This is a genomic window from Paraburkholderia fungorum, assembly GCF_900099835.1.
Lineage (GTDB): Bacteria > Pseudomonadota > Gammaproteobacteria > Burkholderiales > Burkholderiaceae > Paraburkholderia > Paraburkholderia fungorum_A.
Genome location: NZ_FNKP01000001.1, coordinates 3,345,276 through 3,371,438 on the forward strand (window position 1 = coordinate 3,345,276; position 26,163 = coordinate 3,371,438).

The following is a 26,163-nucleotide window of genomic DNA, read 5'->3' on the forward strand; positions in this document are numbered from 1 at the left end:
AGCGGCACGAATCATTGCTTCAGCGCCTTGTTCGGCGTGGCCACAAGCCAATCCAAACCGGTGAAACCATAAAAAAAGCCGCCGTCGCGAAAGCGTTGGCGGCTTTTGCAGCGATCCGGCCCGAGAGCCGGTTCGCACCCGAAACGATTAACGCTTCGAGAATTGCTTCCGGCGACGTGCCTTGTGGAAGCCGACCTTCTTACGTTCGACTTCACGAGCGTCACGCGTAACGAAGCCAGCCTTCGACAGTTCCGGCTTCAGCGTTGCGTCGTAGTCCATCAGCGCGCGGGTGATGCCGTGGCGAACCGCACCGGCTTGACCCGTTTCACCGCCACCGTTCACGTTGACTTTGATGTCGAACGTGACGCCGTGGTTCGTGAGTTCCAGCGGTTGACGCACGATCATCAGCGACGTTTCGCGCGAGAAGTAATCGGCAATAGGCTTGCCGTTCACAATGATCTCGCCCTTGCCTGCCTTGATGAACACGCGTGCGACGGCGCTCTTGCGGCGGCCCGTGCCGTAATTCCAGTTACCGATCATGTGGGCTCCCCTTAGATCTCGAGCGCTTTCGGCTGTTGTGCCGAATGCGGATGCGTTGCTTCAGCGTAGACCTTCAGCTTCTTGATCATCGCGTAGCCGAGCGGGCCCTTCGGCAGCATGCCCTTGACCGCTTTCTCGAGCGCACGGCCCGGGAAGCGTTCTTGCATCTTGCCGAACGTCGTTTCATAGATACCGCCCGGGTAACCCGAGTGACGGTAGTACTTCTTGTCAGTAGCCTTGTTGCCCGTGACCTTCAGCTTGCCTGCGTTGATAACGATGATGAAATCACCGGTGTCGACGTGGGGAGTGAATTCTGGCTTGTGCTTGCCGCGAAGACGGTGTGCCACTTCGCTGGCGACACGCCCGAGAACCTTATCCGTCGCGTCAATCACGTACCATTCACGCGTAACCTCATGGGCTTTTGCGGAAAACGTCTTCATGATCGATCCAAAAAAATTGCTGCGCCCAATATGTTTTTTCCTGCTTGTAGTGTGCGCATCGAGGCGCGTGCAGGCTCTCCCTGGTTCTTCCTCCGCGGGCGCGAATGCGGAAAAGCCTTGAATTATAAAGGACTTTGCGGCAGCAAGTCAAAATGTGCGGGGGTTTTTTGAGAAGTAACCGTGACTGAAGGACTCTGGAGAAGCCCCTTTGCGCCCTTTCCGTGCCCGAAACCTGATCGGGCGGGTCGGGAAAGCGACCGGTAGCCCATAAAACGCAGGCGAAAAAAAACCCGAACTATCGGTTCGGGTTTAATCCACCAAAGGAGGAGGTGGAGGAGACAGCGGAAGTTACAGAGCAACTGCAACCAATGAGAGCAATTATACGAGTCCGCCTTGTGCGACGCAAGAACATTTGCATTGCGAAATGCCTTTTCATAATGTGACAACTTGAAATATAAGCGCCAGGACCGCAAATTCCCTTGCCGATCAAGAGATAAGGGCGGGTTTGCCGGACTCGTCCACGGGAATTTTCTAGAGCAAAACCCCTAAAGATGTTAGGGCATTCCCGAATTCGCTGAACATGCCGCACCGCAGCATGCAAGCCGTCATCCCGCATAACTTTGAGGAAAAGTCGCTTCGGGCGGATCCGCAGATGGCGGGCTACAATGCCGTCTCGATATTTGTGAAGCGCGGTGGAGCACAGCATGGAATGCAAAGTAAGCTGGATGGGGCAAGACGGGATGGCATTCGCGGCCGAAACGGGCAGCGGTCATCTGGTAACGATGGACGGCGCGCCTGAAGGCGGCGGTCGCAACCTCTCGCCGCGTCCGATGGAAATGGTGTTGCTCGGCACGGGCGGCTGCACGGCGTACGACGTCGTGATGATCCTGAAGAAAAGCCGTCAGGAAATCGCCGGTTGCTCGGTCACGCTGAAAGCCGAGCGCGCCAGCGAAGATCCGAAAGTGTTCACGAAGATCCACTTCCACTTCACCGTGACCGGCAAGAATCTGAATCCGGCGACGGTGGAACGCGCAATCAATCTGTCGCACGACAAATATTGCTCGGCATCGATCATGATCGCGAAAACGGCCGAGCTGACGCATTCGTTCGAAATCGTCGCGAGCTAAGGCTTGGCGGGCAGCGCTATCGTGCGTGAAGCGCGCCTGAAGTTCCACCAAATAAAAATGCCGGCGTCCCAATGGACGCCGGCATTTTTTTGTCAGGTGGCAAAGCAGGCCGATAAGCCGGATTCTGTGCACGCGCAACGTCCGAAAACGCGACGCGCGTGGCAGCCATTCCTCTAGACGCGCCATTACTGACGCGCTCAAGCTTCCTACCCGCAGACGTGACGGGGGCCCCGTCCTGCATCTCGAAGATGCTAGCCTGCCTACTTGGAATTGCTCCGGGTGGAGGTTACCGTGCCGGTCTGCCTCGCAGCAGCCGCGGTGCGCTCTTACCGCACCGTTTCACCCTTACCTGATCCCGACTTGCGCCGGGCCATCGGCGGTTTGCTTTCTGTTGCCCTGTTCCGCGTGTTGCCACGGATGGCCGTTAGCCATCACCCTGCCCTGTGGAGTCCGGACTTTCCTCGCCCTCTTTGACCGAAGCCGCAGAGGCCGCGACTGCCTGGCCTGCTTTGCTGGGGCGCATTTTAACATCTGCGATGCAGGCAAGCCGGTTTGACGGATGAAATAGCCGAATGGCCAGGGGCTTGCGGGAAGATTGTGCGGAAAGACGGGGTGAAGTCCGGTAGCGAGCCAGAGCGTATTAGCGATTACGCCGTCCCGTGCGAAACACGGACGTATCGTCGTAAAACGCGGGCGATTCGTTCTCCGCCCACCAGCCCGGAATGCCGAGCACAGGAAGCGGCGCGAACATGCGGCTCGTGAGTGCGTCGGTGTTCAGCAACGCCGCGCTGACCGATTCATCGAGGTAGGCGTCCCGCGCTGCCCTGCTCCACTCGAAGTACGCGGACGGCACGTCGACGATCCACGCATGTCCCGTGCAGGCCTTGAACGGCGCGATCAGTTTTTCCAGCAACGCGTGTCCGAAGCATCGCACTTCGCAACGCGAGCCCCATGCGCCTCGCCCGGCCGCCAGCAGCGTTTGCCAGTCGAATCCTCTTAGAGCAGCGCTCAACGAAGGATCAGCGCAAGCAAACAGCAACGCGTTTTCGTCGAATAAAGTCAGCGTATCGCGCACGCCGCCGCGAGTCGGGCCGATGCCCAACACGTCGATCGCCGTCGACTGCCGCGCGTTCAACGCGGCCTTGACGCGCGGAAACGCAAACCACATCGAACCATTGAAGAAATCATGCAGGTTGTGGCGCGTCGGCACGCATCCGGTCGACGCGATATGCGCTTCGTACGAAGCGCCTGGCGGAAGATCGTCCTGCGCGATGAACGCGAGGCGCTGCCCGCGGCCGGTGATCGGCCGCTTCTCGGCGGCGTCGGCGTTCATTTCGGCGAGCAAGGCGGCGTAGCTCGTCAGCGCCGCCTGCTGCCAGCGCTGACCTCTTGCGGCAAACTGCGCGAACCATGGCTTCGACCAGTCGATGGCGGCAAATTCCGACTTCGCCGCATCCTCGTCCGCTGGAAGCCCCGCCTCGTTCGCCAGCATTTAATGGGACCTCAAAACGGTAACCTCAAACCAGCCGCCAACCAATCGACTCGCCACCGCGCAACGGCACGACCGGCGTGTCGCCCACCGGCAACTCAGCGGGCAACGTCCATTCCTCGCGAAGCAGCGTGACCTGCTCGGTATTGCGCGGCAGACCATAGAAATCCGCGCCGAAGAAGCTCGCAAAGCCTTCGAGCTTGTCGAGCGCGCCAGCTTTGTCGAACGCTTCGGTGTAAAGCTCGAGCGCGTGCAATGCCGTGTAGCAGCCCGCGCAGCCGCAAGCGTGCTCCTTCAAACCCTTCGGATGCGGCGCGCTGTCGGTGCCGAGGAAGAACCGCGGATTGCCCGACGTCGCCGCCTCGACCAGCGCCACGCGATGCGTCTCGCGCTTCAACACCGGCAGGCAGTAGTAATGCGGACGAATGCCGCCCTGGAAAATCGCGTTGCGGTTGTACAGCAGATGATGCGCGGTAATCGTCGCGCCCAGCAGGTCCGGCGCGGCACCGGCTTCGCGGATGTAGTCGACCGCGTCTTTCGTCGTGATGTGTTCGAACACCACCTTCAGCGCCGGGAACGCGCGGCGCAGCGGCGTCATCACGCGGTCGATGAACACCTTCTCGCGGTCGAACAGATCGATTTGCGAATCCGTCACTTCGCCGTGCACCAGCAGCGGCATGCCCACTTCCTGCATCACTTCGAGCGTTTTTGCGCACTTCATGATGTCGGTGACGCCCGCGTCCGAGTTGGTCGTCGCGCCCGCCGGATACAGCTTCACGCCATGCACGAAACCGCTCTCACGCGCGCGGCGGATTTCGTCGGGCGGGGTGTTGTCGGTCAGGTACAGCGTCATCAGCGGCTCGAATTTCGCGCCCTCGGGAATCGCGGCGATGATCCGCTCGCGGTACGCCTGCGCCATCGCGGTGGTCGTCACCGGCGGCTTCAGATTCGGCATGATGATCGCGCGGCCGAACTGGCGCGCGGTGTCCGGCAACACGGCGGCGAGCATCTCGCCGTCGCGAACGTGCAGGTGCCAGTCGTCCGGACGGGCGAGCGTGAGGGAATCGAGGGAAACGTTGGAAGCAGTCATGGCAAGTGGGGACGAGACTCTGCGGCAAAAGCCAATCAACCCGGTCAAACCGCCTTGTTGCGGCCTGAACACACGTCAATTTTGCTATTTGGCGTTTCTGGCTCGGTGATATGCTTGGAAAATCATCATTGTAACGGCTCGCCCCGTTCACAGGCTTACCTGCAACATGTGCCAACTCCTCGGAATGAACTGCGCCGCGCCGACGGACGTCACGTTCTCTTTCACCGGCTTTGCGGCGCGTGGCGGCGTCACCGATCACCATGCCGACGGCTGGGGTATCGCCTTCTTCGAAGACAAAGCGTGCCGTTTGTTCATCGACCATCAATCGTCGGCCACGTCGCCGATCGCCGAGATGGTCAAGCGTTATCCGATCAAATCGAAGAACACGATCGCGCATATCCGCAAGGCGACGCAGGGGCATATCCTGCTCGAAAACTGCCATCCGTTCATGCGCGAATTGTGGGGACGTCACTGGATTTTCGCGCACAACGGCGATCTGAAAGAGTACGCGCCTGAACTGACCGGCGTGTATCAGCCGGTCGGCACGACCGACAGCGAACTCGCTTTCTGCGCGCTGCTGGAAGGCTTGCGCAAGGCTTTTCCGGGGGCGCAGCAGCCGCCGCTCGCCGAACTATTCGCCGCGCTCGAAACGATCACGCGCGACATCACACAGTTCGGCGTGTTCAATTTTCTGATGTCGAATGGCCAGGCGCTGTTCGCGCATTGCTCGACGCATCTGCATTACATCGTGCGGCGCTGGCCGTTTTCAACCGCGCATCTGGTCGATGCAGATGTATCGATCGATTTCGCCAAATACACGACGCCGGAAGACCGCGTCGCAGTGATTGCGACCAAGCCACTGACCGACAACGAAGTGTGGACCGCGTTCGAACCGGGCGATCTGATGATGTTCCAGCACGGCGAAGTGATCGACCGTGTGAATGTGCCGGTGCCGGCGTCGGTGCTGGAAAAGCTGCGCAATCCGGCGCTGGATGCATCCGCGTCGGCCACGACGATTGCGGCATCGATCACGCCGACAGTGTCCGAAACAGACACGCTGGCGGCCAATGAAATCGACATCGAAGCCGCAGACGATACCGCCGCGTTCGAATCCTGACCGAATAAGTCGCCCACAAAAAAAGCCGCTATAAATAGCGGCTTTTTTTCATTCTGAGCACACGGCCAGACAACACCGGCCGCGTAATCAAGCTCAATCTCAGTGCAGGATCTTCGCCAGAAAATCCTTCGCGCGATCCGACTTCGGGTTCGCGAAGAAATCTTCCTTGCGGTCGTCTTCGACGATCAAGCCCTTGTCCATGAAGATCACGCGATGCGCGACCTTCTTCGCAAAGCCCATTTCGTGCGTGACGCACATCATGGTCATGCCTTCCTGCGCGAGTTCGACCATCACATCGAGCACTTCGTTGATCATTTCCGGATCGAGCGCCGACGTGGGTTCGTCGAACAGCATCGCGATCGGGTCCATCGACAACGCGCGCGCAATCGCCACACGCTGCTGCTGACCACCCGACAACTGCCCCGGAAATTTGTCCGCATGCGCACGCAGGCCCACGCGATCAAGCAGCTTCAGTCCCTTCGCGGTGGCTTCGTCGTTCGAACGGCCGAGCACCTTCACCTGCGCGAGCGTGAGGTTCTGCACGATCGACAGATGCGGGAACAGCTCGAAGTGCTGGAACACCATACCGACCTTCGAACGCAGCTTCGACAGATTGGTTTTCTTGTCCGTCAGCGACTGGCCGTTGATAACGATTTCGCCCTTCTGGAACGGCTCCAGGCCGTTGACGGTTTTGATCAGCGTGGATTTGCCCGAGCCCGACGGCCCGCACACCACCACCACTTCACCTTTTTTGACTTCCGTCGTGCAGTCGGTCAGCACCTGAAACTGGCCGTACCACTTCGAAACATTTTTGATGGAGATCATCTTGCGACCTTTTTCTGAAGACCTTTGACGAGGCTCGACGCGATCACGCAGACCACGAAATAACACGCGCCCGCGAACAGTACCATTTCGATGTTCGTACCGTCACGATCGCCAATATTCGTGGCGGTGCGGAAGAAGTCGGCGAGGCTGATCACGTAGACGAGCGACGTATCCTGAAACAGCACGATACCTTGTGTGAGCAACAAAGGCACCATTGCGCGGAACGCCTGCGGCAATACGATCAGGCGCATGGCCTGCGAATAGCTCATGCCGAGCGCGAACGCAGCGTTGACCTGCCCGCGCGGCACCGCCTGAATGCCCGCACGAATGATCTCGGAATAATACGCGGCCTCGAACAGCGAGAACGCGACCATCGCCGACGCGAGGCGGATGTCGATATCCGGCGACAGCCCGAGCACGTTCTGCAGCACTTGCGGCACGATCAGGAAGAACCACAGCAGCACCATCACCAGCGGGATAGAACGGAAGATCGTCACATAACCCTTCGCGAACCACTCGAAGGGTTTGAACGACGACAGCCGCAGCATCGCGAGAATGGTGCCCCAGATGATGCCGAACACGATCGCGATCAGCGTGATCTTGAACGTGACGACAGCGCCGGTCCACAGCGTAGGCAGTGCGCCCGGAATACCGCTCCAGTCGAAATGATGCATCACTTGCCTCCGATATAGCCGGGCAACCGGGTTCTGGCTTCGACCCAGCGCATCAGTTGCATCACGACCAGGTTGATCAGCATGTACGCGACCGTGACGGCGATGAATGATTCATAAGTCTGCGACGTGTAGTCGACCAGCTGACGCGCCTGCGCGGACAGATCGAGCAGACCGATCGTCGACGCGACCGCCGAGTTCTTGAAGATATTCAGAAACTCGGACGTGAGCGGCGGCACGATGATCCGGTACGCAACCGGCAGCAGCACATAGCGATACGTCTGCCATTGCGTAAAGCCCATTGCCAGACCCGCGGCACGCTGGCCGCGCGGCAGCGCGTTGATGCCCGAGCGCACCTGCTCGCACACGCGCGCGGCGGTGAACAGGCCCAGGCACAGAATGGACGACGAAAAGAACTGCGCGCCGGGCGGCAGTTGCTTGAACCAGTTGCCCATCGATACAGGCAGCAACTCCGGTATCACCAGATACCAGATGAAGAACTGCACGATTAGCGGGATGTTGCGAAAAATGGCGACGTAAAGTGTGCCGATGCCGGATGCCCATTTATTCGGCACCGTCCGCAGCACGCCGAAAAACGAACCGACGATCAGCGCGATGACCCATGCCGACAACGACACGGTCACCGTCACCCACAAGCCTGAAAACAGCCAGCCCAGATAGGTGGTCGGCTCGCCGGTGGAGACCGGACTCAGCAGAATGCCCCAGTTCCAGTGATATGACATGAGCAAGACTCCAGCAAAAAGAAACGGAAGAAGCGCGTGGCCCCTTCCGTTTCGTTCAGCGTTTCAAAAAGACAGCTAAGGTTTGATCGACTTAGTCGATTGCCTTGTCGTTCGGATTCTTGAACAGCGCCTTCATGTCGTCGCTTTGCGGGAAGTTCAGGTTCAAACCCTTCGGCGGAATCGGCGATTCGAACCACTTCTTGTAGATCGCATCGGCCTGGCCCGAGGTCTGGACCTTGGCGATCGCGTCGTCGGCGACCTTCTTGAATTCCGGATCGTTCTTGCGCAGCATGCAGCCGTACGCTTCACGCGATTGCGGCGCGCCGACGATCACGAAATCGCCCGGATTGTTCGACTTCGCGCGCTCGCCCGCGAGCAATGCGTCGTCCATCATGAACGCAGCGGCACGGCCCGTGGACAAGGTCAGGAACGACTCGCCATGGTCCTTCGCGCTGATGATGTTCATGCCCATGCTCTTTTCCTGATTCATCTTGCGAAGCAGGCGCTCGGACGTGGTGCCGGCGGTCGTCACGACCGTCTTGCCCTTCAGGTCGGCCCAGTCTTTGATGCCGGAGTCTTTCTTGGTCATCATGCGCGTGCCGATCACGAAAATCGTGTTCGTGAACGCAGCCTGTTGCTGGCGCTCGAGGTTGTTCGTGGTCGAACCGCACTCGATGTCGACCGTGCCGTTCTGCACCAGCGGAATACGGTTTTGCGACGTGACCGGCGTGAGCTTCACCTTCAGGTTAGGCATGTTCAGCTTCTGCTTCACTGCCTCGACCACGGCCAGCGCGTACTCCTGCGAATAGCCGATTACATTCTGTTTGTCGTCGTAATACGAGAACGGAATCGACGATTCGCGATGGCCCAGCGAAATGACGCCCGTGTCCTTGATCTTTTTCAGTGTGCCGGCGTCCTGCGCTTGCGCGCCAACGGTAAACAGACCGAGTGTCGCGAGCAGCAGCGCAGCTTTTTTAACCTTCATGTTGTGATCTCCTTGGCAAGAACCGGCGCCAGTTTAGCAAAGTAATTATTCTGAAAGTATCGTTATAAGCCCTGTTGTTGCGCGCGCGCCGCTACGGGTTTTTGCGCGCTTTCAGGGCCATCCGGTCAGGCTTTCCGGATATGCGAAGGCGGGCGGCACCGATAGGATGCCGCCCGCCAGGTAAAACACGCCGTCTCGTGGACGGCGTTCAGCCAGGAATCGACGGCGAACCCGCTTGTGGGCGGGCCGGCCGCTATTCAGACATAAGGATCAGGGATACAGGCCGCGCAGTTCGCGCGCTTCCAGAATCCGCTTACAAGCGACGATAAACGCCGCCGTCCGCACCGAGACTTTCTGCTCGCTCGACACTTGCCACACCGCGGTGAAGGCCTCGCGCATGACACGCTCCAGACGCTGGTTGATCTCGTCTTCGGTCCAGAAGAAGCTCGAGAAATCCTGCACCCATTCGAAGTACGAAACCGTCACGCCGCCCGCGTTCGCCACCACGTCCGGGATCACGAGGATGCCGCGATCGTGCAGGATGTCGTCCGCTGCCGTGGTGGTCGGGCCGTTGGCGCCTTCCACGACGATCTTCGTCTTGATCTTGCCGGCATTTTTCTCGGTGATCTGGTTTTCCAGCGCGGCCGGGATCAGGATGTCCGATTCGACCGTCCAGAATTCTTCGTTCGTTACGGCGTCCGCTTCGGGGAAACCGCCCACGCCGCCCGTTTTCGCAACGTGTTCGAGCAGTGCGCGCGCATCGATGCCGGTCGACTTGTACAGCGAGCCGGTGTGATCCTGCACGGCGACCACTTTCGCGCCCGCTTCCTGGAACAGGCGCGCCGCGATCCCGCCGACGTTACCGAAGCCCTGCACCGCAATGCGTGCGCCTTCGATATCGAGGCCGACGCGGCGTGCCGCTTCGCTGCCCACCACGAACACGCCACGGCCGGTCGCTTCGCGACGGCCCAGCGAGCCGCCGAGCGTGATCGGCTTGCCGGTCACGACGCCGGTGGCCGTCTGCCCCTGGTTCATCGAGTACGTGTCCATCATCCACGCCATGATCTGCTCGTTCGTGTTCACGTCCGGCGCGGGAATGTCGGTGTTAGGTCCGATGATGATGCCGATTTCGCTCGTGTAGCGGCGCGTCATGCGCTCCAGCTCGCCACGCGACAAGGTGCGCGGATCGACGCGGATACCGCCCTTCGCGCCGCCGTACGGCACGTTCACGGCCGCGTTCTTCACCGACATCCACGCGGACAGCGCCATCACTTCCGACAACGTCACGTCCTGGTGATACCGCACACCACCCTTGCCTGGACCGCGCGAAACGTTGTGCTGCACGCGATAGCCTTCGAAGTGCGCGACGGTGCCGTTATCGAGCTCGATGGGCACGTCGACGATCAGAATGCGCTTCGGGCGCTTGAGGGTTTCGAGCCAGCGTGACAGCGAGCCGAGGTACGGCGCGACGCGGTCGACCTGACGCAGGTAGTTGCCCCACGGGCCGAGGTTATCGCTATTGAGGTAGGAAGGAACGGACTGCAACGATGATGCGGATTGGACAGCTTGCGGCTGGGAAGACATGAACGCTCCGGCGTTGATCGAATACGTGCATTGTCGAAAAACGCCGTTTTGAAATCCAATGCCGTTTCATTATCCGATTATGTTTTTTTTGCATAACGTTCGGAAAGCCGCAATTTCGCGTCGTGAGCGTGCAGGTTTTCAGGCTGTGCTGTGCCCTAACTCTTCGGATACCACGTCCCACAACTGGCGTACGAGTATCTGCCGCGCGTCGTCGCTTTTGGCCGCGAGTTTGTCACGGTACAGGCGGATCTCCATGCTCAACGTAAGCTGCCCTTCCGGCGTGCCGCGCGTCGCTCGATCGAGGCGGATCAGCTTGCCATCGGCGACGGCGTCTTCCACGGCGCTGTGCGGCAGGAACGCGATGCCGTGGCCGGCCAGCGCCATCGCTTTGAGCCCTTCGGCCATGTCCGTTTCATACAGCCGATCCAGATAGAGGCGCTCCGGCGCGTTCGCGAGGATCACCTCGGTCATGCGCCCGAGATACGCGTTCGGCGTGTACGACAGATACGGCGTGGGCGCATCGGCGGTGCCCGGCAACGTATGACGCGGACGACCCGCGCGGCCCGGCACGGAGAACGGGCTGATCGGCTCGTTGCCGAGCGTCAGCATGTCGTAGCGCCCGGGGTCGAGCGCCACCGGGTGACTCGGATGGTGATAGCCCATCATCAGATCGCAGCCGCCTTCCACTAACGACAAAGCCGCGTCGTGCACGTTCAGCGCGCGCAGCCGCGTGTGGATCGGGCCCATTTGCGCTTCGATCCGCTGTAGCCAGCGCGGGAAGTAAGTGAGCGACAGCGTGTGTGGCACCGCGAACTCGATCGTCGCCTGCGGTGTCGCCGTGTGTCCGCGCAACAAAGCGCGCGCTTCGTGGAATTGCGACAGCATTGCAAGCGCCTGCTCGTTGAACACCTGCCCCGCCGCCGTCAGCCGCGTCGGATACACCGAGCGGTCGATCAGCTCGGTGCCGAGCCATGCTTCCAGCGCCTGAATCCGTCGTGAAAACGCAGGTTGCGTGACGTGGCGCAGCTCGGCCGAACGGCTGAAACTACGCGTTTCCGCGAGCGAAACGAAGTCTTCGAGCCATTTCAGTTCCATGCGGGGCCTGCTGCCTGCGGGTGGGGAGAAGTCAGCATTCTAGAGGGTGTCGGGGGGCGCGGCTGTCGCGATTGCGGGGCGTTTTGTGCGGGTGTCTACGAGTCTGGTCCGCGCAAATCTGGTTTGCCTGGACCATGTCGCTCGCATGGGCCACCGCGTCAAGCTGCGTTCCGCGCCTGCCGTGAGGTCAGCAGCTCCAACGCGCCGCCCGCCGCCTCGCCGTTTCCGGCGGCCGATATCACCGCGGCTCGCCGCCTCGCAGGCATCACCGCAAAATCGGGACAGCCGCCGTCCGGTGGTAAAATTCGCGATTCCCGCAGTTTCTCCCGCTCTTTCAGCGCTCACGCCTCCATCATGTCCGACACCCGCCCCGACACCCTGTTCGCGCTCAACGCGCTCTCCCCGCTCGACGGCCGTTACGCGTCGAAAACCGAAGCCCTGCGCGACTGGCTCTCGGAATCCGCTTTCATGCGCAATCGCGTGACGGTTGAAATCCACTGGCTGATCGCACTGTCGCGCGCCGGTTTCGCCGAAGTGCCGCGTTTTTCCGAAGCGTCCGAACAATTCCTGCTGCAACTCGCCGAGCGCTTCACCGCGCACGACGCCGCGCGCATCAAGGAAATCGAACGCGTGACGAATCACGACGTGAAAGCGGTCGAGTACTGGCTGAAGGAATCGGTCAAGGGTCAGGAAGAACTGGAACGCGCGAGCGAGTTCATCCACTTCGCGTGCACGTCGGAAGACATCAACAACACGTCACATGGCCTGATGCTGGCCGGCGCACGCGAGCACGTCATTCTGCCGGCGCTGCGCTCGGTGCATCAGCGCCTCGTCGCATTGGCTCACGCTCACGCCGAACAGCCGATGCTGTCGCGCACGCACGGCCAGCCGGCCAGCCCGACCACACTCGGCAAGGAAATCGCCAACGTCGCCGCGCGCCTCGAGCGCGCGATCGACCGCGTCGCGAAGGTCGAACTGCTCGGCAAAATGAACGGCGCGGTCGGCAACTTCAACGCGCATCTGTCCGCGTATCCCGAGTTCGACTGGGAAGCGTTCTCGCGCGAAGTCGTCGAGCAGCGTCTGAAGCTCACGTTCAATCCGTACACGATCCAGATCGAGCCGCACGACTACATGGCCGAACTGTTCGACGCGCTGTCGCGCACCAACACGATCCTGCTGGATCTGGACCGCGACGTGTGGGGCTACATCTCGGTCGGTTACTTCAAGCAGCGCACGAAGGCCGGCGAAATCGGTTCGTCGACGATGCCGCACAAGGTCAACCCGATCGACTTCGAAAACTCCGAAGGCAACCTGGGTCTGGCGAACGCCACGCTGCGCCATCTCGCCGACAAGCTGCCGGTGTCGCGCTGGCAGCGTGACCTGACCGACTCGACGGTGCTGCGCAACATGGGCGTCGCGTTCGGTTACTCGCTGCTCGCGTACGACTCGCTGATCCGCGGTCTCGACAAGCTCGAAGTGAACGCACAGCGTCTGAACGAAGACCTCGACAACTGCTGGGAAGTGCTGGCCGAGCCGGTGCAAACCGTGATGCGCCGTTACGGCATCGAAAACCCGTACGAGCAGTTGAAAGAACTGACGCGCGGCAAGGGCATCACGCGTGAAGCGCTGCAAACGTTCGTCACGGGTCTCGCGATTCCACAAGACGCGAAGGACCGTTTGCTCGCGATGACGCCGGGTTCGTATATCGGCAAGGCTGTCGAACTGGCGAAGCGGATCGCTTAAACGCGACTGCTTTGCTCATGGCAGCCTCGTTTCACACGAGGCTGCACGAAAAAAAAGCCGCTCCGAGGAGCGGCTTTTTTACGGCTCTACAACGAGCGAGTTAGCAAACTCACCGTTGTTCGACCTGCTTGAGCACGTCATCGACGATCTCTTCGGGCGTCAACTCGATGCTCACCGTGATCGCTTCATCCGAACCCGGCTCTTCAAGCGTATCAAGCTGGCTTTGCAGCAGCGACGGATCGAAGAAATGCCCGGTGCGCGTCGTCAAACGCTCTTCGAGCACAGCCCGGGTGCCCTTCAGATAAACGAAGCACACGTCCTTGTCGCCGTCGCGCAGAACATCGCGATACGAGCGCTTCAGCGACGAGCACGTGAACACCGCCGTCTCGCCCGCCTTCTGCTTTTCCACAATCGCCGCGCGGATGGTTTTCAGCCACGGCCAACGGTCCTCGTCGGTGAGAGGAATGCCGTGGTGCATCTTTTCCTTGTTGGCGGCGCTGTGAAACGCGTCGCCGTCGGTGAATGCGCAGTGCAGGCGCTCCGCCAGCATTTCGCCAATCTTCGATTTGCCGGCGCCCGACACGCCCATTGCGATCAAAATCATCAAAAACTCCTTACACAACCGCCGCTAGCGCGAACGTCAAGCCCAAACCCATCAGCGAGATGATGGTCTCGAGGAGCGACCATGTCTTGAAGGTCTGCCCCACCGTCATACCAAAGTATTCCTTGATCAGCCAGAAACCGCCGTCGTTCACGTGCGAGAAGATCAGCGAGCCCGAGCCGGTGGCCAGCACCAGCAATTCCGGCCGGACCTGCACCGCACCGGCTGCCGCGATCGGCGCGACGATGCCGCAGGCCGTCGTCATCGCGACCGTGGCCGAGCCCGTTGCGAGGCGGATCAGCGCCGCGACCAGCCAGCCGAACAGCAGCGGCGACATATGCACCGACGTCGCCGCGTTGACGATTTCCTTCGAAATGCCGCTGTCCATCAGCACGCGGCCAAAGCCGCCGCCCGCGCCCACGATCAGCGTGATGCCCGCGATCGGCGCAAGACATTCGCCGCAGAACTTCTGGATCTGGTCGCGCGTGAAGCCACGTTTCGCACCGAAGGTCCAGAAGCTGACGAGCACGGCCGTCAGCAGTGCGACGTCCGAATTGCCGAAGAAGCGCAGCAGATCGTTCGGCAAGGTTTTCGGCGCAAACACGAGATCGGCCCAACTGCCGACCAGCATCAGGATCACCGGCAGCAGAACCGTGAACAGCGTGATGCCGAAGCTCGGCAGTTCGCGCTTCGGTGCATTCGCTTTCGCCGCATCGTCGCCATTTGCGCCATTAGCGCCGCCGAGAAACTGCGCAGCCAGCGCGTTCTCTTTCGGCAGCTTGATATAGCGGCTGATCAGCAACGCAAACAGCGGACCCGCGACGATCGCGGTCGGAATGCCGACGATCAGACCATAAGCAATCGTGCGGCCGATATCCGCGTGATACGCCTGCACCGCGAGCATCGCGGCCGGGTGCGGCGGCAACAGCCCGTGGACGACCGACAGACCCGCGACCATCGGCAGGCCGACCAGCAGCAGCGATTTATTGGTGCGTTTCGCGACGTTGAACGCGATGGGAATCAGCAGCACGAAGCCGACTTCGAAGAACACCGGCAAGCCGACGATCACGGCGACGACCATCATCGCCCAGTGAATGTGTTTCTCGCCGAAGAAGTCGATCAGCGTGGTGGCGATGCGCTCGGCGCCGCCCGATTCGGCCATCATCTTGCCGAGCATCGTGCCCAGGCCGACCACGATCGCGATGTGCCCGAGCGTATTGCCGTTGCCGGTTTCGAACGATTTGACGATGGTCGCCATCGGCATGCCCGCCGCCAGACCCAGCAGCAGCGACACAATGATGAGAACGAGGAACGGATAAACCTTGTAGCGCGTGATCAGCAGGATCAGCAATGCGATGGCGATCACCGCGATGACCAGCAGCATGCTGCCGTGGAAAGCTCCCATGAAGCCCCTCCTTTTTTGCGTTATTGACTCAGAGTGCAGAACACGCAGCCAACACTTCGTCTCACGGCAACCTGCGCGATGCCTGAAAACCGGGCTGGCCGCGCGGACGCTGAATTTTACTGTTTGTTATCAGAAAACGCGCGCGAATCCTGTGCTCGTAACAAAAAGGAGCCTCGGCGTTACAACCTGAACGGCTGTATCGGCGAGGCTCCTTTGTCACCGGACCACGATCCGGCGACGAATGGCGATTAAGGCCAACTAAAGCGACCTAAAGGTGGCTAAAGCGCTTCCTGCTCAATGAGCAGGCGCAGCCAGCTGGCTCGCAGCACGCGCGAGACGCGTGACTTCGTCCCAGTTGCCGGCAGCCAGCGCGGCCTTCGGCGTCAACCACGATCCGCCGACGCACACCACGTTCGGCAGCGACAGGAAATGCGTGGCCGTCTCAGCGGTGATGCCGCCCGTCGGGCAGAATTTCAGCGCCGGGAACGGGCCGTGGAACGCTTGCAGCATCGGCACGCCGCCGGCTTGCTGCGCCGGGAAGAACTTGACGATTTCATAGCCGAGTTCGAGCGCGGTGATGATGTCGGTCGGCGTCATGACGCCCGGCAGCAGCGGCAGACCCGCATCCAGCGAAGCCTGGTGCATGTCTTTCGTCAGACCCGGCGACACGCCGAACTGCGCACCCGCCTTCTTCGCCTGAGCGCAGTGCTCGGGCTTCGTGATCGTGCCGACGCCGACCACGATGTCTTCGGCCAGTTGACTTGCACGCTCGATCGCTTCCAGGCCGGCTGCGGTGCGCAACGTGATTTCCAGTACCTTCACGCCGCCCGCGTGCAGTGCGCGCGACACGTGTTCGCCCTGTTCGACCGTGTCGAATGCGAGCACCGGAATCACCGGGCCGAGGCGCACGATCTCGCTTACTGTTTTCGCCGTCATAGTCAGACTCCTTGTTTCAGCAACACTTAGCTGGCTTGCGTAGTGCTGGTGTGTTTTTCGGTATGCGCTTTGTGCGCAGCGTGCTGGGCCGTATTCGAAGCGGCATGTGCGCCCGCGTGCGTGCCCGCGCCTTCGCCCACCATCTTGCCGAACACCGACGCGCCCTGTTCCGCCGGGGCTGCCGCTGCACGGAATACGCCGAACAGTTCGCGACCAAAGCCCACTTCGTTTTCTGCCTGATGCTGCGGCTCGGCGTTCGGTCGCGCGGCCCATTCGGCTGCGTCGATTTCGATGTCGAGCACGCCCGCTTCGGCGTCGATCACAAGCATGTCGCCGGTTCGCACTTTGCCGATCGGGCCTTGCAGCAACGCTTCCGGCGACAGATGAATCACGGCCGGCACTTTACCCGATGCCCCGGACATACGACCGTCCGTGACCAGCGCGACATGGAAACCTTGATCCTGCAACACACCCAGCAGCGGCGTCAAACGATGCAACTCGGGCATGCCGTTTGCACGCGCGCCCTGGAAGCGCACCACGGCGATGAAGTCGCGCTTCAACTCGCCTTTGTCGAATGCTTCCTGAACCGCTTCCTGCGAATCGAACACGATCGCCGGCGCCTTCACCTTGCGATGCGCTGCGGCCACCGCCGAAATCTTGATCACGCCGCGACCCAGCTTGCCTTGCATCAGACGCAGACCGCCGTCCGGCTGGAACGGCTCGCCGATGCCGCGCAGCACGGTCGTATCTTCGCTGGCCTGCGCGCCCGGCACCCATTGCAGCTTGCCGTCGATCAGCTTCGGTTCTTCGGTGTAGTGCTTCAGGCCCTTGCCCGCCACCGTGTTTACGTCTTCATGCAGCAGGCCGCCTTCCAGCAGATTGCGCACGAGGAACGCCACGCCGCCGGCTGCGTGGAAGTGATTCACGTCGGCCTTGCCGTTCGGGTAGATCTTCGCGAGCAGCGGCACCGCTTGCGACAGCGTGTCGAAATCATCCCAGTCGATCACGATGCCGGCCGCGCGAGCAATCGCGACGAGGTGCAGCGTGTGATTGGTTGAGCCGCCCGTCGCCAGCAACGCGACGATGCCGTTGACGATCGCCTTCTCGTCGATTACGTGGCCGATCGGCATGTAATTGCCGCGCTCCACCGTCAGATCGAGCACGCGGCGCGCGGCCTGCGCGGTCAGCGCGTCGCGCAGCGGCGTATGCGGGTGCACGAACGCCGAACTCGGCAGATGCAGGCCCATCACTTCCATCAGCATCTGATTGCTGTTCGCGGTGCCGTAGAACGTGCAGGTGCCGTGGCTGTGATACGCGGCGGCTTCGGCTTCGAGCAGCGCGTCGCGGCCGCATTGGCCGGTCGCGAACAGTTGGCGCGTCTTGGCTTTGTCGTCGTTCGAGAGACCGCTGCCCATCGGGCCGGCCGGCACGAAAATGGTCGGAATGTGGCCGAATTGCAGCGCGCCGATCAGCAGGCCCGGCACGATCTTGTCGCAGATGCCGAGGCACAGCGCCGCGTCGAACATGTTGTGCGTGAGCGCGACCGCCGTGCCCATCGCGATGACTTCGCGCGAGAACAGCGACAGTTCCATGCCCGCGTTGCCCTGCGTGATGCCGTCGCACATGGCCGGCACGCCGCCCGCCACTTGCGCGACGCCGCCGTTTTCACGGGCGGCCTGCTTGATGATGTCGGGGTAGTTTTTGTACGGCGCGTGGGCCGACAGCATCTCGTTGTACGAGGACACGATGCCGATGTTCGGCTCGCGAATCTGCTTGATGACGAGCTTGTCGTTGCCTTCCATGCCGGCGAAACCGTGGGCCAGATTGGCGCAGGACAGCGCGCCGCGCGCCGGGAACTTGCCTTGAGCCTGCTGGATGCGGGCGAGATACGCCTCGCGCGTGGGCTTGCTGCGCTCGATCACGCGCTGCGTGACTTTCAACAATTGCGAATGCGGGGAAACCATCGGAGCTCCTTCGTCGCTGGCTTCAGGTGCGTGAGGTGCTCGAGGCGCATGCGCACTTTGCCAGGTAGGTATCGCGGGGGCGTCGGTTCAACCGACGACGCCATCTTAGTAGAAAAACTACACGATCGCAACGTCGTTTCCTGCTGCGCCGCCGCATCGCTGAATATCGCCGAGCGCCTTACTGGCCGCCAGTCAGCGCTTATTTAATCGAAACTAGGGATAACACCTAGAACCAAATATGTAGTTTTTGTAGCTTCTTCACCAATCAGCTATAGTCCACGCATTCTTCAGCATAGTGCGAGTTTTCCAATGATGCTGTCTCAGGTGGAAGAGATGCGCGACCAGTTGCGGCCGTCCGAGCGCAAGCTGGCCGACTACGTGATCGAGGCGCCGCGTGAAGTGCTCGACCTGTCGATGACGGAAGTCGCCGCGCGCGCAGGCGTGAGCCAGCCGACCATCGCGCGGTTCTGTCACGCGCTGGGCTTTTCGGGGTTTCGCGAATTCAAGATCCGGCTGGCGCAAGGGATTGCCGCCGAAGTGCCCGCCGTCTATCGCGACGTGCGGCCCGACGAGCCGACGCCGGGCGTCGCCGCGAAGGTGCTCGACCGGACCATCGGCGCGTTGATCCAGGTGCGCAACAATTTGTCGTCGGATAGCGTGGCGGCGGCCATCGATCTGCTGGCGCAGGCGCGGCGCATCGAGTTCTACGGCGCGGGCGGTTCGGGCATTGCCGCGCTCGACGTGCAGCACAAGTTCTTCCGCCTCGGCATGCCGAGCGTCGCGTACTCGGACCCGCATACGTTTCTGATGTCGTCGGCGTTGCTGGGCGAAGGCGATGTCGTGGTCGCGATCTCGAACACCGGCCGCACACGCGACATCATCGACGCCGCGAAGGCCGCGCTCAATGCCGGCGCGAAGGTGATTGCGATCACGCACGGCAATTCGCCGCTTGCACGGCTCGCGACCGTCGGCCTGTTTGCCAACGTCGACGAAGACACCGATATTTTTTCGCCGATGACCTCGCGCGTGTCGCATCTGGCGATCGGCGATATTCTGGCGGTGGGCGTGGCGCTCAGCCGGGGACCGGAGTTACTGGAAAAGCTGTCGCAGACGAAAGAGGTGATTCATCGGCGCAGGGTGGATTCGCACGGGTGACGGCTTCTGCGTGAGCTTCGGAACGAAGCCAGAATGACAAAAGGGCAGTTGCCGACATGAACGGCAACTGCCCTTTTTCTTTGCTGCACCAGCCCGCTGCAAACCGTCAGAACGGTTTGATCACCACCAGCGCGACCGCTGCGAGCATGCCGAGCACCGGCAATTCATTGAACATCCGATACCACTTGTCCGAGCGCTTATTCTCACCGCGTTCGAAAGTCCGCAGCAGTACCCCGCAATACGCGTGATAAATCACCAGCAGCACGACCACGCCGACCTTCGCGTGAATCCAGCCCTGCCCGCTGCCGATGCCGATTCCGAGCCACAAGTACAAACCGCAAGCCAGCGCAGGCACCGCAATCACCGTCATGAAGCGAAACAGCTTGCGCGCCATGATCAGCAAGCGCGCCGTCGCGGCGGCTTCCGTTTCCATCGCCAGATTGACGAAGATGCGCGGCAGATAAAACAGGCCGGCAAACCAGGAGGCAACCAACACGATGTGAAACGTCTTGATCCAAAGCATCAGCGATCCCCGAACAACTTTGTGACTGGCTGCGCCTGTGCAGACGCACGCCAGATTGCAACGGCCTTATTGACGGCCTTCGCCGTGGCCCAGCACGACGTACTTCAGCGAGGTCAGCCCTTCCAGGCCGACCGGGCCGCGTGCGTGCAGCTTGTCGTTCGAAATGCCGATTTCCGCGCCGAGGCCGAACTCGAAACCGTCGGCGAAACGCGTCGAGGCGTTGACCATCACGCTCGCCGAATCGACTTCGCGCAGGAAGCGCATCGCGCGGTCGTGGTCTTCGGTAACCACGGCGTCGGTGTGATGTGAGCTGTATTCGTTGATGTGCTCGATCGCGGCGTCGAGGTTGTCGACCACCTTGATCGCCAGCACCGGCGCGAGGTATTCCGTGCGCCAGTCTTCTTCGGTGGCGTCGACGAGCGGCGTGACGCCCGCGTCCGCGAGAATCGCACGCGCGGCCGGATCGACCCGCAATTCGACCTCCTTGCTACGGTACAGCTTGCCCAGCGGCGGCAGCACTTCAGCCGCAATGCCGCGCGCGACCAGCAGCGTTTCCATCGTGTTGCAGGTGCCATAGCGATGCGTCTTGGCGTTGTCGCACACGTTCAGCGCCTTGGTCAGATCGGCGCGGTCGTCCACGTACACATGGCAGATGCCGTCGAGGTGCTTGATCATCGGCACGCGGGCTTCGTTGATCAGACGTTCGATCAAGCCCTTGCCGCCACGCGGCACGATCACGTCGACGAATTCGGTCATCGTGATCAGCTTGCCGACTGCGGCGCGGTCCGACGTCGCGACCACCTGCACCGCGTCCTGCGGCAGACCAGCGGCTTCCAGCCCTTCGCCGATCAGCTTCGCCAGCGCCGTGTTGCATTCCAGCGCTTCAGAACCGCCGCGCAGAATCGTCGCGTTGCCGGACTTCAGGCACAGCGCGGCGGCGTCGATCGTCACGTTCGGACGCGATTCGTAGATGATGCCGATCACGCCCAGCGGCACGCGCATCTGCCCGACCTGGATGCCGCTCGGCCGATACTTCAGATTGCTGATTTCACCAATCGGATCAGCCAGCCCTGCGACTTGGCGCAAGCCTTCGAGCATCGTCTTCAGCGCCTTGTCCGAGAGGATCAGACGGTCGATGAAAGCCGCGTCGTGGCCCTTTTCGCGAGCCCGCGCGACATCGCGTGCATTCGCTTCTTTCAGCAACGCGGCGTCGCGTTCGATAGCCTGCGCGACGGCTTCGAGCGCCGCGTTCTTCGAGGCCGTCGAGGCGCGCGCCATTGCTCGCGAAGCGTGGCGGGCGCGACGACCGAGGTCAGTCATGTACTGGTCGATATCCATGGTCATTCTCATGATGCCGCGCACGTCGAGGTGCGGCGGATAAGCGGAATTGGCGGAATTAGCGAAAGATCAAACAATTGTAAGCCGGGTGCAGGGGCTTTGCTTCGAGCGGCGACCGGCGGTTTCGGGAGAGTCGAATTTCAGCTTGCGGAAAATAGCGCGCTTGAGGATTCGTCGATACGCGAACGCCGATGGTTCCGCGCCGCTCTGCCGTTCCTGCCGTTCTGAACGAAGCCTGCTAAAACACGCTTCGTGTTTTTGCGATGCTGCCGCAAATCAGACTGGCCTTCGCGCCGGAGAAGCGCCAGCCGCGCTCCGAGGTCGCGGCGGCGGCGGCACAGGCGATGTTTTCGGCGACGCCACCGACATCGCCAGTTCGAACAGCCCGTCCCACGGATCAGGCGGCGGATCGTTACGATGATTGCCCGGCGTGCCGCCCGACAAACCCTTGACCTGCCGGTCCAGCCGCGCCGCCAGAGCCAGCGCCTTTTCCAGCGCGCCCTCGGTCACGCGCGACAACGCAGGCCCGATCAACCGTTCACGCGGACCCCACACGCGGTTCTCGCGCACCAGCATCGCCAGCGGCTTGCCGGCGGACACGCCGCGCTTGATCCGCAAAAGCGTGCGCACTTCTTCGACCACGGCCCACAACACCAGCACCGACGCCTCGCCTTCGCCGCGCAGCCCGTCCAGCATGCGCGACAGACGGCCGACGTCGCCCGCCAGCATCGCTTCGTTCAGCTTGAACACGTCATAACGCGCGACGTTGAGCACCGCGTCGTGAACCTGCTCGAAGCTCAGCGAACCCGCCGGATACAGCAGCCCGAGCTTCTGGATTTCCTGATGCGCGGCAAGCAGATTGCCTTCCACGCGCTCGGCAATAAACGCCAGCGCGCGCCGCCCTTCTTCACCCGCCACCACCCGTTGACCTTGTGCGGCGAGCCGCTGACCCACCCAGTTCGGCAACTGCGTGCGCTCGACCGGATCGATTTTCAGCGCGACGCCCGCGTCGGCGAGCGCCATGAACCACGCCGACTTTTGTGTGGCCGCATCGAGGCGCGGCAGCGTGACCATGGTCAGCACGTCGTCGTTGACGGCGGCGGCGAGCGTTTTCAGTGCGTCAGCGCCGTCTTTGCCCGGCTTGCCGGACGGAATGCGCAACTCAACCAGTTGACGGTCGCCGAACAGCGACATCGACTGACTCGCGCCGAGCAGCGAACTCCAGTCGAAACTCCGCTCGACCGTGAACACCGAGCGGTCGGTGAAACCGGCCGCGCGCGCGGTGGCGCGAATGCGGTCGCACGCTTCCTGCGCGAGCAGGTGCTCGTCGCCGTACACGACGTACAGTCCGGCGAGTCCCTTGGCGAGATGCGCTTCGAGCGCGTCAAGTCGCAGTTGCATGGCTACCGATCGGCGAGGTTGGACAAGTGCAGCAAATCAGACACGCAACGACGCTCACAGCGGCGGCGGCGGCAACGGCGCACGCGGCGCGATTGCCGGAACGCCCTGGCCCGGCGCCGGAGTAAGCGTATGCACGACGCCCAGACGCCGGATCAACTGGTCGATCGCGTCGTTTTCCATGTCGGCGAACAGGATGTCGGACTCGGCGGCCTTGGCTTGCGAGAACTGGTCGCTGTAGGTCATCGCGCGGTTCAACGCGATCACGCTCGTCGGAATCAGCACGGTGCCGTCCTTGCCGGTCAGCGTGTACGTCATCGTCAGATTCAACTGATATTCCTGGACCACGCCCAGCGAACTCAGCGTCAGCGTGGCGATGCCGCGAGCCTGGGTCAAATTCAGGATCGCGTCGGCGTTGGCCGGCGACGTCACGACGACCGTGTCGCTGCCGCCCTGCACCATGCGCGTGAGTCGCGCGGAGGCCGCCGGGGAACCGCCGGACACGAACAAACGTTTAAAGGCGTAATCCTGCTGGCCGCGCAACTGGAAGCCGCAAGCGGACAACATCAGTACGCTGCAAGCCAGCGTCAAAAACGATCTGCGAGTCACATTGGCTCCCGGTTCGCAGTGAGTTTCGCGGCATGGACAAGCGCCGCCGCGCGCGGCGGCGTCCTGTCTGCCGACATGTTTTTGTGGGCTGTCAAACGACCACGTTCACGAGACGGCCCGGCACCACGATGATCTTCTTCGGGGCGCGGCCTTCGCTGAACTTCGCGACCATGTCGTGAGCGGCCGCGAGCTGTTCGATCGCTTCACGCGTGGCGTCTTTCGCCACGGTGATCGCGCCGCGCACCTTGCCGTTCACCTGCAGCACGAGTTCGATTTCGGCCTGTTCCAGCGCCTTTTCGTCCACCTTCGGCCAGGCGGCGTCGAGCAGCGAGCCAAATTCGTCGGCGTAACCGAGTTCCTGCCAGAGCTGGAAGGTCAGGTGCGGCACCACCGGGTACAGCACGCGCAGCATCACGCTGTAGGTTTCGCGCATCACGCCCGGGTTCGCACCCTTCGCGCTGTCGAGCGCATTGAGCATCTTCATCGCCGCCGACACCACCGTGTTGTACTGCAAACGCTGGTAGTCGAAATCGGCCTGCTTCAGCACGCTGTAGATTTCTCGGCGCAGCGTCTTGTCGACTTCGCCGAGTTGCGCGGCGTCGAACTTGCCGCCCGCGCGCAGTGCTGCCTCGTTGCCCTGACCAAAGCTCCACACGCGACGCAGGAAGCGGCTCGCACCGTCCACGCCCGAACCCGACCACTCCAGCTGCTGCTCGGGCGGTGCGGCGAACATCACGAACAGACGTGCGGTATCCGCGCCGTGCTGGTCGATCAGCAATTGCGGATCGACACCGTTGTTCTTCGACTTCGACATCTTTTCGACGCCGCCGAGCACCACCGGCTGACCATCCGAATTCAGGACAGCGCCGACCGGACGGCCCTTGTCGTCGAACGACACGGTGACATCGGCCGGGTTGTACCAGGTCTTCTTGCCCGCATCGCTTTCGCGGTAATACGTTTCGTTGAGCACCATGCCCTGCGTGAGCAGATTCTTGGCCGGCTCGCCGAACTTGATCAGGCCGAGGTCGCGCATCACCTTCGCCCAGAAGCGCGAGTACAGCAGGTGAAGAATCGCGTGTTCGATGCCGCCGATGTACTGATCCATCGGCGCCCAGTAATCGGTGCGCTCGTCGACCATGGTCTTCGCGTCCGGCGCCGCATAGCGGTAGAAGTACCAGGACGAATCGACGAAGGTGTCCATCGTGTCGGTTTCGCGTTTGGCCGCGCCGCCGCAGGTCGGGCACGCGCAGTTCACGAACGCTTCGGACTTGGCGAGCGGATTGCCCGTGCCGTCCGGCACGAGGTCTTCCGGCAGCACCACCGGCAGATCTTTTTCCGGCACCGGCACGTCGCCGCACGTCGGGCAGTGGATGATCGGAATCGGCGTGCCCCAGTAACGCTGACGCGACACGCCCCAGTCACGCAGACGCCACGTGATCTGCTTGTCGCCGAGACCGAGTTCCTTCAGGTCCGCTGCGATCTGGTCGACCGCTGCTTCGTACGCGAGACCGTCGTATTTGCCGCTGTTGATCAGCGTGCCGGTTTTCTCGCCGTACCACTCTTGCCAAGCTTCGGTCGAGAATTCCTTGCCTTCGACCGCCACCACCTGCTTGATCGGCAGGTTGTATTTCTTCACGAACGCGAAGTCGCGTTCGTCGTGCGCGGGCACGCCCATCACCGCGCCTTCGCCGTAGCTCATCAGCACGTAGTTGCCGATCCACACTTCGACCTGTTCCTGCGTCAGCGGATGCGTGACGTAGAAACCCGTGCCCATGCCCTTCTTTTCCATCGTCGCGACATCGGCTTCAGCCACGCCGCCGCGCTTGCATTCTTCGATGAACGCCTGCAGTTCCGGCTTGCCTTGCGCGAGGCGCGTGGCGAGCGGATGCTCGGCGGCGATCGCGCAGAAGGTCACGCCCATGATCGTGTCGGCACGCGTGGTGAACACGCGCAGCAGCTTCTGTTCGCCGTCGATTTCGTACGGGAAGCCGAAGTTCACACCGAAGCTCTTGCCGATCCAGTTCTGCTGCATGATCTTGACGCGCTCGGGCCAGCCGAGGCCATCGAGGTCGTTCAGCAGTTCGTCCGCGTACTGCGTGATACGCATGTAGTACATCGGGATTTCGCGCTTTTCGACGAGCGCGCCCGAACGCCAGCCGCGGCCGTCGATCACCTGCTCGTTGGCGAGCACGGTCTGGTCGACCGGGTCCCAGTTGACGGTGCCGGTTTTCTTGTACGCGATGCCTTTTTCGAGCATCTTCAGGAACAGCCACTGATTCCACTTGTAGTAATCGGGGCTGCAGGTGGCGACTTCGCGCGACCAGTCGATCGCGAGGCCCATCGACTGCATCTGCTTCTTCATGTAAGCGATGTTGTCGTAGGTCCACTTGGCGGGCGGCACGTTGTTGGCCATTGCCGCGTTTTCCGCCGGCATGCCGAACGCGTCCCAACCCATCGGCATCAGCACGTTGTAGCCGTTCATCCGCAGATAGCGGTACATCACGTCGTTGATCGTGTAGTTGCGCACGTGGCCCATGTGCAGCTTGCCCGACGGGTACGGCAGCATCGAGACGCAGTAGAACTTGGGTTTGTCGCCGGTTTCCGTCGACTTGTACGCGTCAATCGCGCGCCATTGCCCTTGCGCGGCGGATTCGACGTCGGAGGGAACGTATTTTTCGTGCATGGTGTGATGGGATCGCTGGGTCGGTGCTTTCGCACCGGCCGCTTTGGTGCTCTGCTGGATGAAATGGCTTCGATTCCCCTTCGACGGGGAAAGGGCTGATTA

The 26,163-nt window shown here is 61.7% G+C and carries 23 protein-coding genes and 1 other RNA gene; 4 read left to right on the top strand and 20 right to left on the bottom strand.

Annotated elements, in window-relative coordinates:
* Nucleotides 1-147: 147 nt before the first annotated feature.
* Nucleotides 148-540 (bottom strand): 30S ribosomal protein S9, encoded by a 393-nt coding sequence (rpsI, locus tag BLS41_RS14815; RefSeq protein ID WP_007180423.1) that lies wholly within the window; start codon nt 538-540, stop codon nt 148-150.
* A gap of 11 nt (nt 541-551) precedes the next feature.
* Nucleotides 552-980: a 50S ribosomal protein L13 gene (gene rplM, locus BLS41_RS14820; protein WP_020069304.1), complete on the bottom strand. Its 429-nt coding sequence runs from the start codon at nt 978-980 to the stop codon at nt 552-554.
* Between the two features lie 704 nt (nt 981-1,684).
* Between rplM and BLS41_RS14825 the strand changes: the two genes are divergently transcribed.
* Nucleotides 1,685-2,107 (top strand): OsmC family protein, encoded by a 423-nt coding sequence (locus BLS41_RS14825; RefSeq protein ID WP_074765718.1) that lies wholly within the window; start codon nt 1,685-1,687, stop codon nt 2,105-2,107.
* Between the two features lie 97 nt (nt 2,108-2,204).
* On the opposite strand, the gene rnpB is transcribed toward BLS41_RS14825, so the two are convergent.
* The 3 genes from rnpB to pyrC form a co-directional block, all read right to left on the bottom strand.
* Nucleotides 2,205-2,618: RNase P RNA component class A (gene rnpB / locus BLS41_RS14830), an RNA gene on the bottom strand.
* A 129-nt stretch (nt 2,619-2,747) separates the two neighbouring features.
* Nucleotides 2,748-3,599 (bottom strand): DUF3025 domain-containing protein, encoded by an 852-nt coding sequence (locus BLS41_RS14835; protein ID WP_074765720.1) that lies wholly within the window; start codon nt 3,597-3,599, stop codon nt 2,748-2,750.
* A gap of 25 nt (nt 3,600-3,624) precedes the next feature.
* Nucleotides 3,625-4,686 (bottom strand): dihydroorotase, encoded by a 1,062-nt coding sequence (pyrC, locus tag BLS41_RS14840; protein ID WP_074765721.1) that lies wholly within the window; start codon nt 4,684-4,686, stop codon nt 3,625-3,627.
* Nucleotides 4,687-4,852: 166 nt separating this feature from the next.
* Between pyrC and BLS41_RS14845 the strand changes: the two genes are divergently transcribed.
* On the top strand, nt 4,853-5,803 hold the full coding sequence (locus BLS41_RS14845) for a class II glutamine amidotransferase (RefSeq protein ID WP_074765724.1): 951 nt from the start codon (nt 4,853-4,855) through the stop codon (nt 5,801-5,803).
* A gap of 99 nt (nt 5,804-5,902) precedes the next feature.
* On the opposite strand, the gene BLS41_RS14850 is transcribed toward BLS41_RS14845, so the two are convergent.
* From BLS41_RS14850 to BLS41_RS14875, 6 genes are all read right to left on the bottom strand, one after another.
* The gene (locus BLS41_RS14850; protein ID WP_042320997.1) at nt 5,903-6,628 is read right to left on the bottom strand and encodes an amino acid ABC transporter ATP-binding protein; all 726 of its coding nucleotides are present in this window, start codon (nt 6,626-6,628) and stop codon (nt 5,903-5,905) included.
* On the bottom strand, nt 6,625-7,302 hold the full coding sequence (gene gltK, locus BLS41_RS14855; protein ID WP_074765726.1) for a glutamate/aspartate ABC transporter permease GltK: 678 nt from the start codon (nt 7,300-7,302) through the stop codon (nt 6,625-6,627). The genes BLS41_RS14850 and gltK overlap by 4 nt, the downstream gene beginning before the upstream one ends.
* Nucleotides 7,302-8,042, bottom strand: a complete 741-nt coding sequence (locus BLS41_RS14860) for an amino acid ABC transporter permease (RefSeq protein ID WP_074765728.1) — start codon at nt 8,040-8,042, stop codon at nt 7,302-7,304. Before BLS41_RS14860 ends, gltK begins: the two co-directional genes overlap by 1 nt.
* Nucleotides 8,043-8,133: 91 nt before the next feature.
* Entirely contained in the window at nt 8,134-9,027 is an 894-nt protein-coding gene (locus tag BLS41_RS14865) for a glutamate/aspartate ABC transporter substrate-binding protein (protein ID WP_074765730.1), read from the bottom strand.
* Between the two features lie 270 nt (nt 9,028-9,297).
* Nucleotides 9,298-10,611, bottom strand: a complete 1,314-nt coding sequence (locus tag BLS41_RS14870; RefSeq protein ID WP_074765732.1) for a Glu/Leu/Phe/Val family dehydrogenase — start codon at nt 10,609-10,611, stop codon at nt 9,298-9,300.
* A gap of 138 nt (nt 10,612-10,749) precedes the next feature.
* Nucleotides 10,750-11,706 (bottom strand): LysR family transcriptional regulator, encoded by a 957-nt coding sequence (locus tag BLS41_RS14875; RefSeq protein ID WP_074765734.1) that lies wholly within the window; start codon nt 11,704-11,706, stop codon nt 10,750-10,752.
* A 354-nt stretch (nt 11,707-12,060) separates the two neighbouring features.
* Between BLS41_RS14875 and purB the strand changes: the two genes are divergently transcribed.
* Nucleotides 12,061-13,449: an adenylosuccinate lyase gene (gene purB, locus BLS41_RS14880; protein ID WP_074765736.1), complete on the top strand. Its 1,389-nt coding sequence runs from the start codon at nt 12,061-12,063 to the stop codon at nt 13,447-13,449.
* A gap of 109 nt (nt 13,450-13,558) precedes the next feature.
* On the opposite strand, the gene BLS41_RS14885 is transcribed toward purB, so the two are convergent.
* The 4 genes from BLS41_RS14885 to edd form a co-directional block, all read right to left on the bottom strand.
* The gene (locus BLS41_RS14885; RefSeq protein WP_074765738.1) at nt 13,559-14,053 is read right to left on the bottom strand and encodes a gluconokinase; all 495 of its coding nucleotides are present in this window, start codon (nt 14,051-14,053) and stop codon (nt 13,559-13,561) included.
* Between the two features lie 10 nt (nt 14,054-14,063).
* Nucleotides 14,064-15,455 (bottom strand): GntP family permease, encoded by a 1,392-nt coding sequence (locus BLS41_RS14890; protein ID WP_074765741.1) that lies wholly within the window; start codon nt 15,453-15,455, stop codon nt 14,064-14,066.
* A 294-nt stretch (nt 15,456-15,749) separates the two neighbouring features.
* A complete protein-coding gene (gene eda / locus BLS41_RS14895) occupies nt 15,750-16,391 on the bottom strand; it encodes a bifunctional 4-hydroxy-2-oxoglutarate aldolase/2-dehydro-3-deoxy-phosphogluconate aldolase (protein ID WP_074765743.1) in 642 nt (213 codons plus the stop codon).
* A gap of 26 nt (nt 16,392-16,417) precedes the next feature.
* Nucleotides 16,418-18,355, bottom strand: a complete 1,938-nt coding sequence (gene edd / locus BLS41_RS14900) for a phosphogluconate dehydratase (RefSeq protein WP_074765745.1) — start codon at nt 18,353-18,355, stop codon at nt 16,418-16,420.
* A 309-nt stretch (nt 18,356-18,664) separates the two neighbouring features.
* On the opposite strand from edd, the gene BLS41_RS14905 reads away from it, so the two are divergent.
* Complete coding sequence (locus BLS41_RS14905; RefSeq protein ID WP_074765747.1) at nt 18,665-19,510, top strand: MurR/RpiR family transcriptional regulator; 846 nt, start codon at nt 18,665-18,667, stop codon at nt 19,508-19,510.
* Nucleotides 19,511-19,616: 106 nt separating this feature from the next.
* Here BLS41_RS14905 and BLS41_RS14910 read toward each other — a convergent pair whose 3' ends face one another.
* From BLS41_RS14910 to leuS, 5 genes are all read right to left on the bottom strand, one after another.
* Nucleotides 19,617-20,033, bottom strand: coding sequence for a CopD family protein (locus BLS41_RS14910; protein ID WP_074765749.1), 417 nt, complete (start codon nt 20,031-20,033; stop codon nt 19,617-19,619).
* Between the two features lie 66 nt (nt 20,034-20,099).
* Nucleotides 20,100-21,371 (bottom strand): glutamate-5-semialdehyde dehydrogenase, encoded by a 1,272-nt coding sequence (locus BLS41_RS14915; RefSeq protein ID WP_074765750.1) that lies wholly within the window; start codon nt 21,369-21,371, stop codon nt 20,100-20,102.
* 276 nt (nt 21,372-21,647) lie between these two features.
* Entirely contained in the window at nt 21,648-22,772 is a 1,125-nt protein-coding gene (gene holA / locus BLS41_RS14920) for a DNA polymerase III subunit delta (RefSeq protein WP_074765752.1), read from the bottom strand.
* Between the two features lie 54 nt (nt 22,773-22,826).
* Nucleotides 22,827-23,378 carry an LPS-assembly lipoprotein LptE gene (gene lptE / locus BLS41_RS14925; RefSeq protein ID WP_074765753.1) on the bottom strand — a complete coding sequence of 184 codons (552 nt, stop codon included), beginning with the start codon at nt 23,376-23,378 and terminating at the stop codon, nt 22,827-22,829.
* 91 nt (nt 23,379-23,469) lie between these two features.
* Entirely contained in the window at nt 23,470-26,061 is a 2,592-nt protein-coding gene (gene leuS, locus BLS41_RS14930; protein WP_074765755.1) for a leucine--tRNA ligase, read from the bottom strand.
* Between the last annotated feature and the right edge of the window lie 102 nt (nt 26,062-26,163).

Coding starts and splice junctions, on each gene's coding strand:
- rpsI (WP_007180423.1), bottom strand. CDS start 540: ATGATCGGTAACTGGAATTACGGCACGGGCCGCCGCAAGAGCGCCGTC.
- rplM (WP_020069304.1), bottom strand. CDS start 980: ATGAAGACGTTTTCCGCAAAAGCCCATGAGGTTACGCGTGAATGGTAC.
- BLS41_RS14825 (WP_074765718.1), top strand. CDS start 1,685: ATGGAATGCAAAGTAAGCTGGATGGGGCAAGACGGGATGGCATTCGCG.
- BLS41_RS14835 (WP_074765720.1), bottom strand. CDS start 3,599: ATGCTGGCGAACGAGGCGGGGCTTCCAGCGGACGAGGATGCGGCGAAG.
- pyrC (WP_074765721.1), bottom strand. CDS start 4,686: ATGACTGCTTCCAACGTTTCCCTCGATTCCCTCACGCTCGCCCGTCCG.
- BLS41_RS14845 (WP_074765724.1), top strand. CDS start 4,853: ATGTGCCAACTCCTCGGAATGAACTGCGCCGCGCCGACGGACGTCACG.
- BLS41_RS14850 (WP_042320997.1), bottom strand. CDS start 6,628: ATGATCTCCATCAAAAATGTTTCGAAGTGGTACGGCCAGTTTCAGGTG.
- gltK (WP_074765726.1), bottom strand. CDS start 7,302: ATGCATCATTTCGACTGGAGCGGTATTCCGGGCGCACTGCCTACGCTG.
- BLS41_RS14860 (WP_074765728.1), bottom strand. CDS start 8,042: ATGTCATATCACTGGAACTGGGGCATTCTGCTGAGTCCGGTCTCCACC.
- BLS41_RS14865 (WP_074765730.1), bottom strand. CDS start 9,027: ATGAAGGTTAAAAAAGCTGCGCTGCTGCTCGCGACACTCGGTCTGTTT.
- BLS41_RS14870 (WP_074765732.1), bottom strand. CDS start 10,611: ATGTCTTCCCAGCCGCAAGCTGTCCAATCCGCATCATCGTTGCAGTCC.
- BLS41_RS14875 (WP_074765734.1), bottom strand. CDS start 11,706: ATGGAACTGAAATGGCTCGAAGACTTCGTTTCGCTCGCGGAAACGCGT.
- purB (WP_074765736.1), top strand. CDS start 12,061: ATGTCCGACACCCGCCCCGACACCCTGTTCGCGCTCAACGCGCTCTCC.
- BLS41_RS14885 (WP_074765738.1), bottom strand. CDS start 14,053: ATGATTTTGATCGCAATGGGCGTGTCGGGCGCCGGCAAATCGAAGATT.
- BLS41_RS14890 (WP_074765741.1), bottom strand. CDS start 15,455: ATGGGAGCTTTCCACGGCAGCATGCTGCTGGTCATCGCGGTGATCGCC.
- eda (WP_074765743.1), bottom strand. CDS start 16,391: ATGACGGCGAAAACAGTAAGCGAGATCGTGCGCCTCGGCCCGGTGATT.
- edd (WP_074765745.1), bottom strand. CDS start 18,355: ATGGTTTCCCCGCATTCGCAATTGTTGAAAGTCACGCAGCGCGTGATC.
- BLS41_RS14905 (WP_074765747.1), top strand. CDS start 18,665: ATGATGCTGTCTCAGGTGGAAGAGATGCGCGACCAGTTGCGGCCGTCC.
- BLS41_RS14910 (WP_074765749.1), bottom strand. CDS start 20,033: ATGCTTTGGATCAAGACGTTTCACATCGTGTTGGTTGCCTCCTGGTTT.
- BLS41_RS14915 (WP_074765750.1), bottom strand. CDS start 21,371: ATGGATATCGACCAGTACATGACTGACCTCGGTCGTCGCGCCCGCCAC.
- holA (WP_074765752.1), bottom strand. CDS start 22,772: ATGCAACTGCGACTTGACGCGCTCGAAGCGCATCTCGCCAAGGGACTC.
- leuS (WP_074765755.1), bottom strand. CDS start 26,061: ATGCACGAAAAATACGTTCCCTCCGACGTCGAATCCGCCGCGCAAGGG.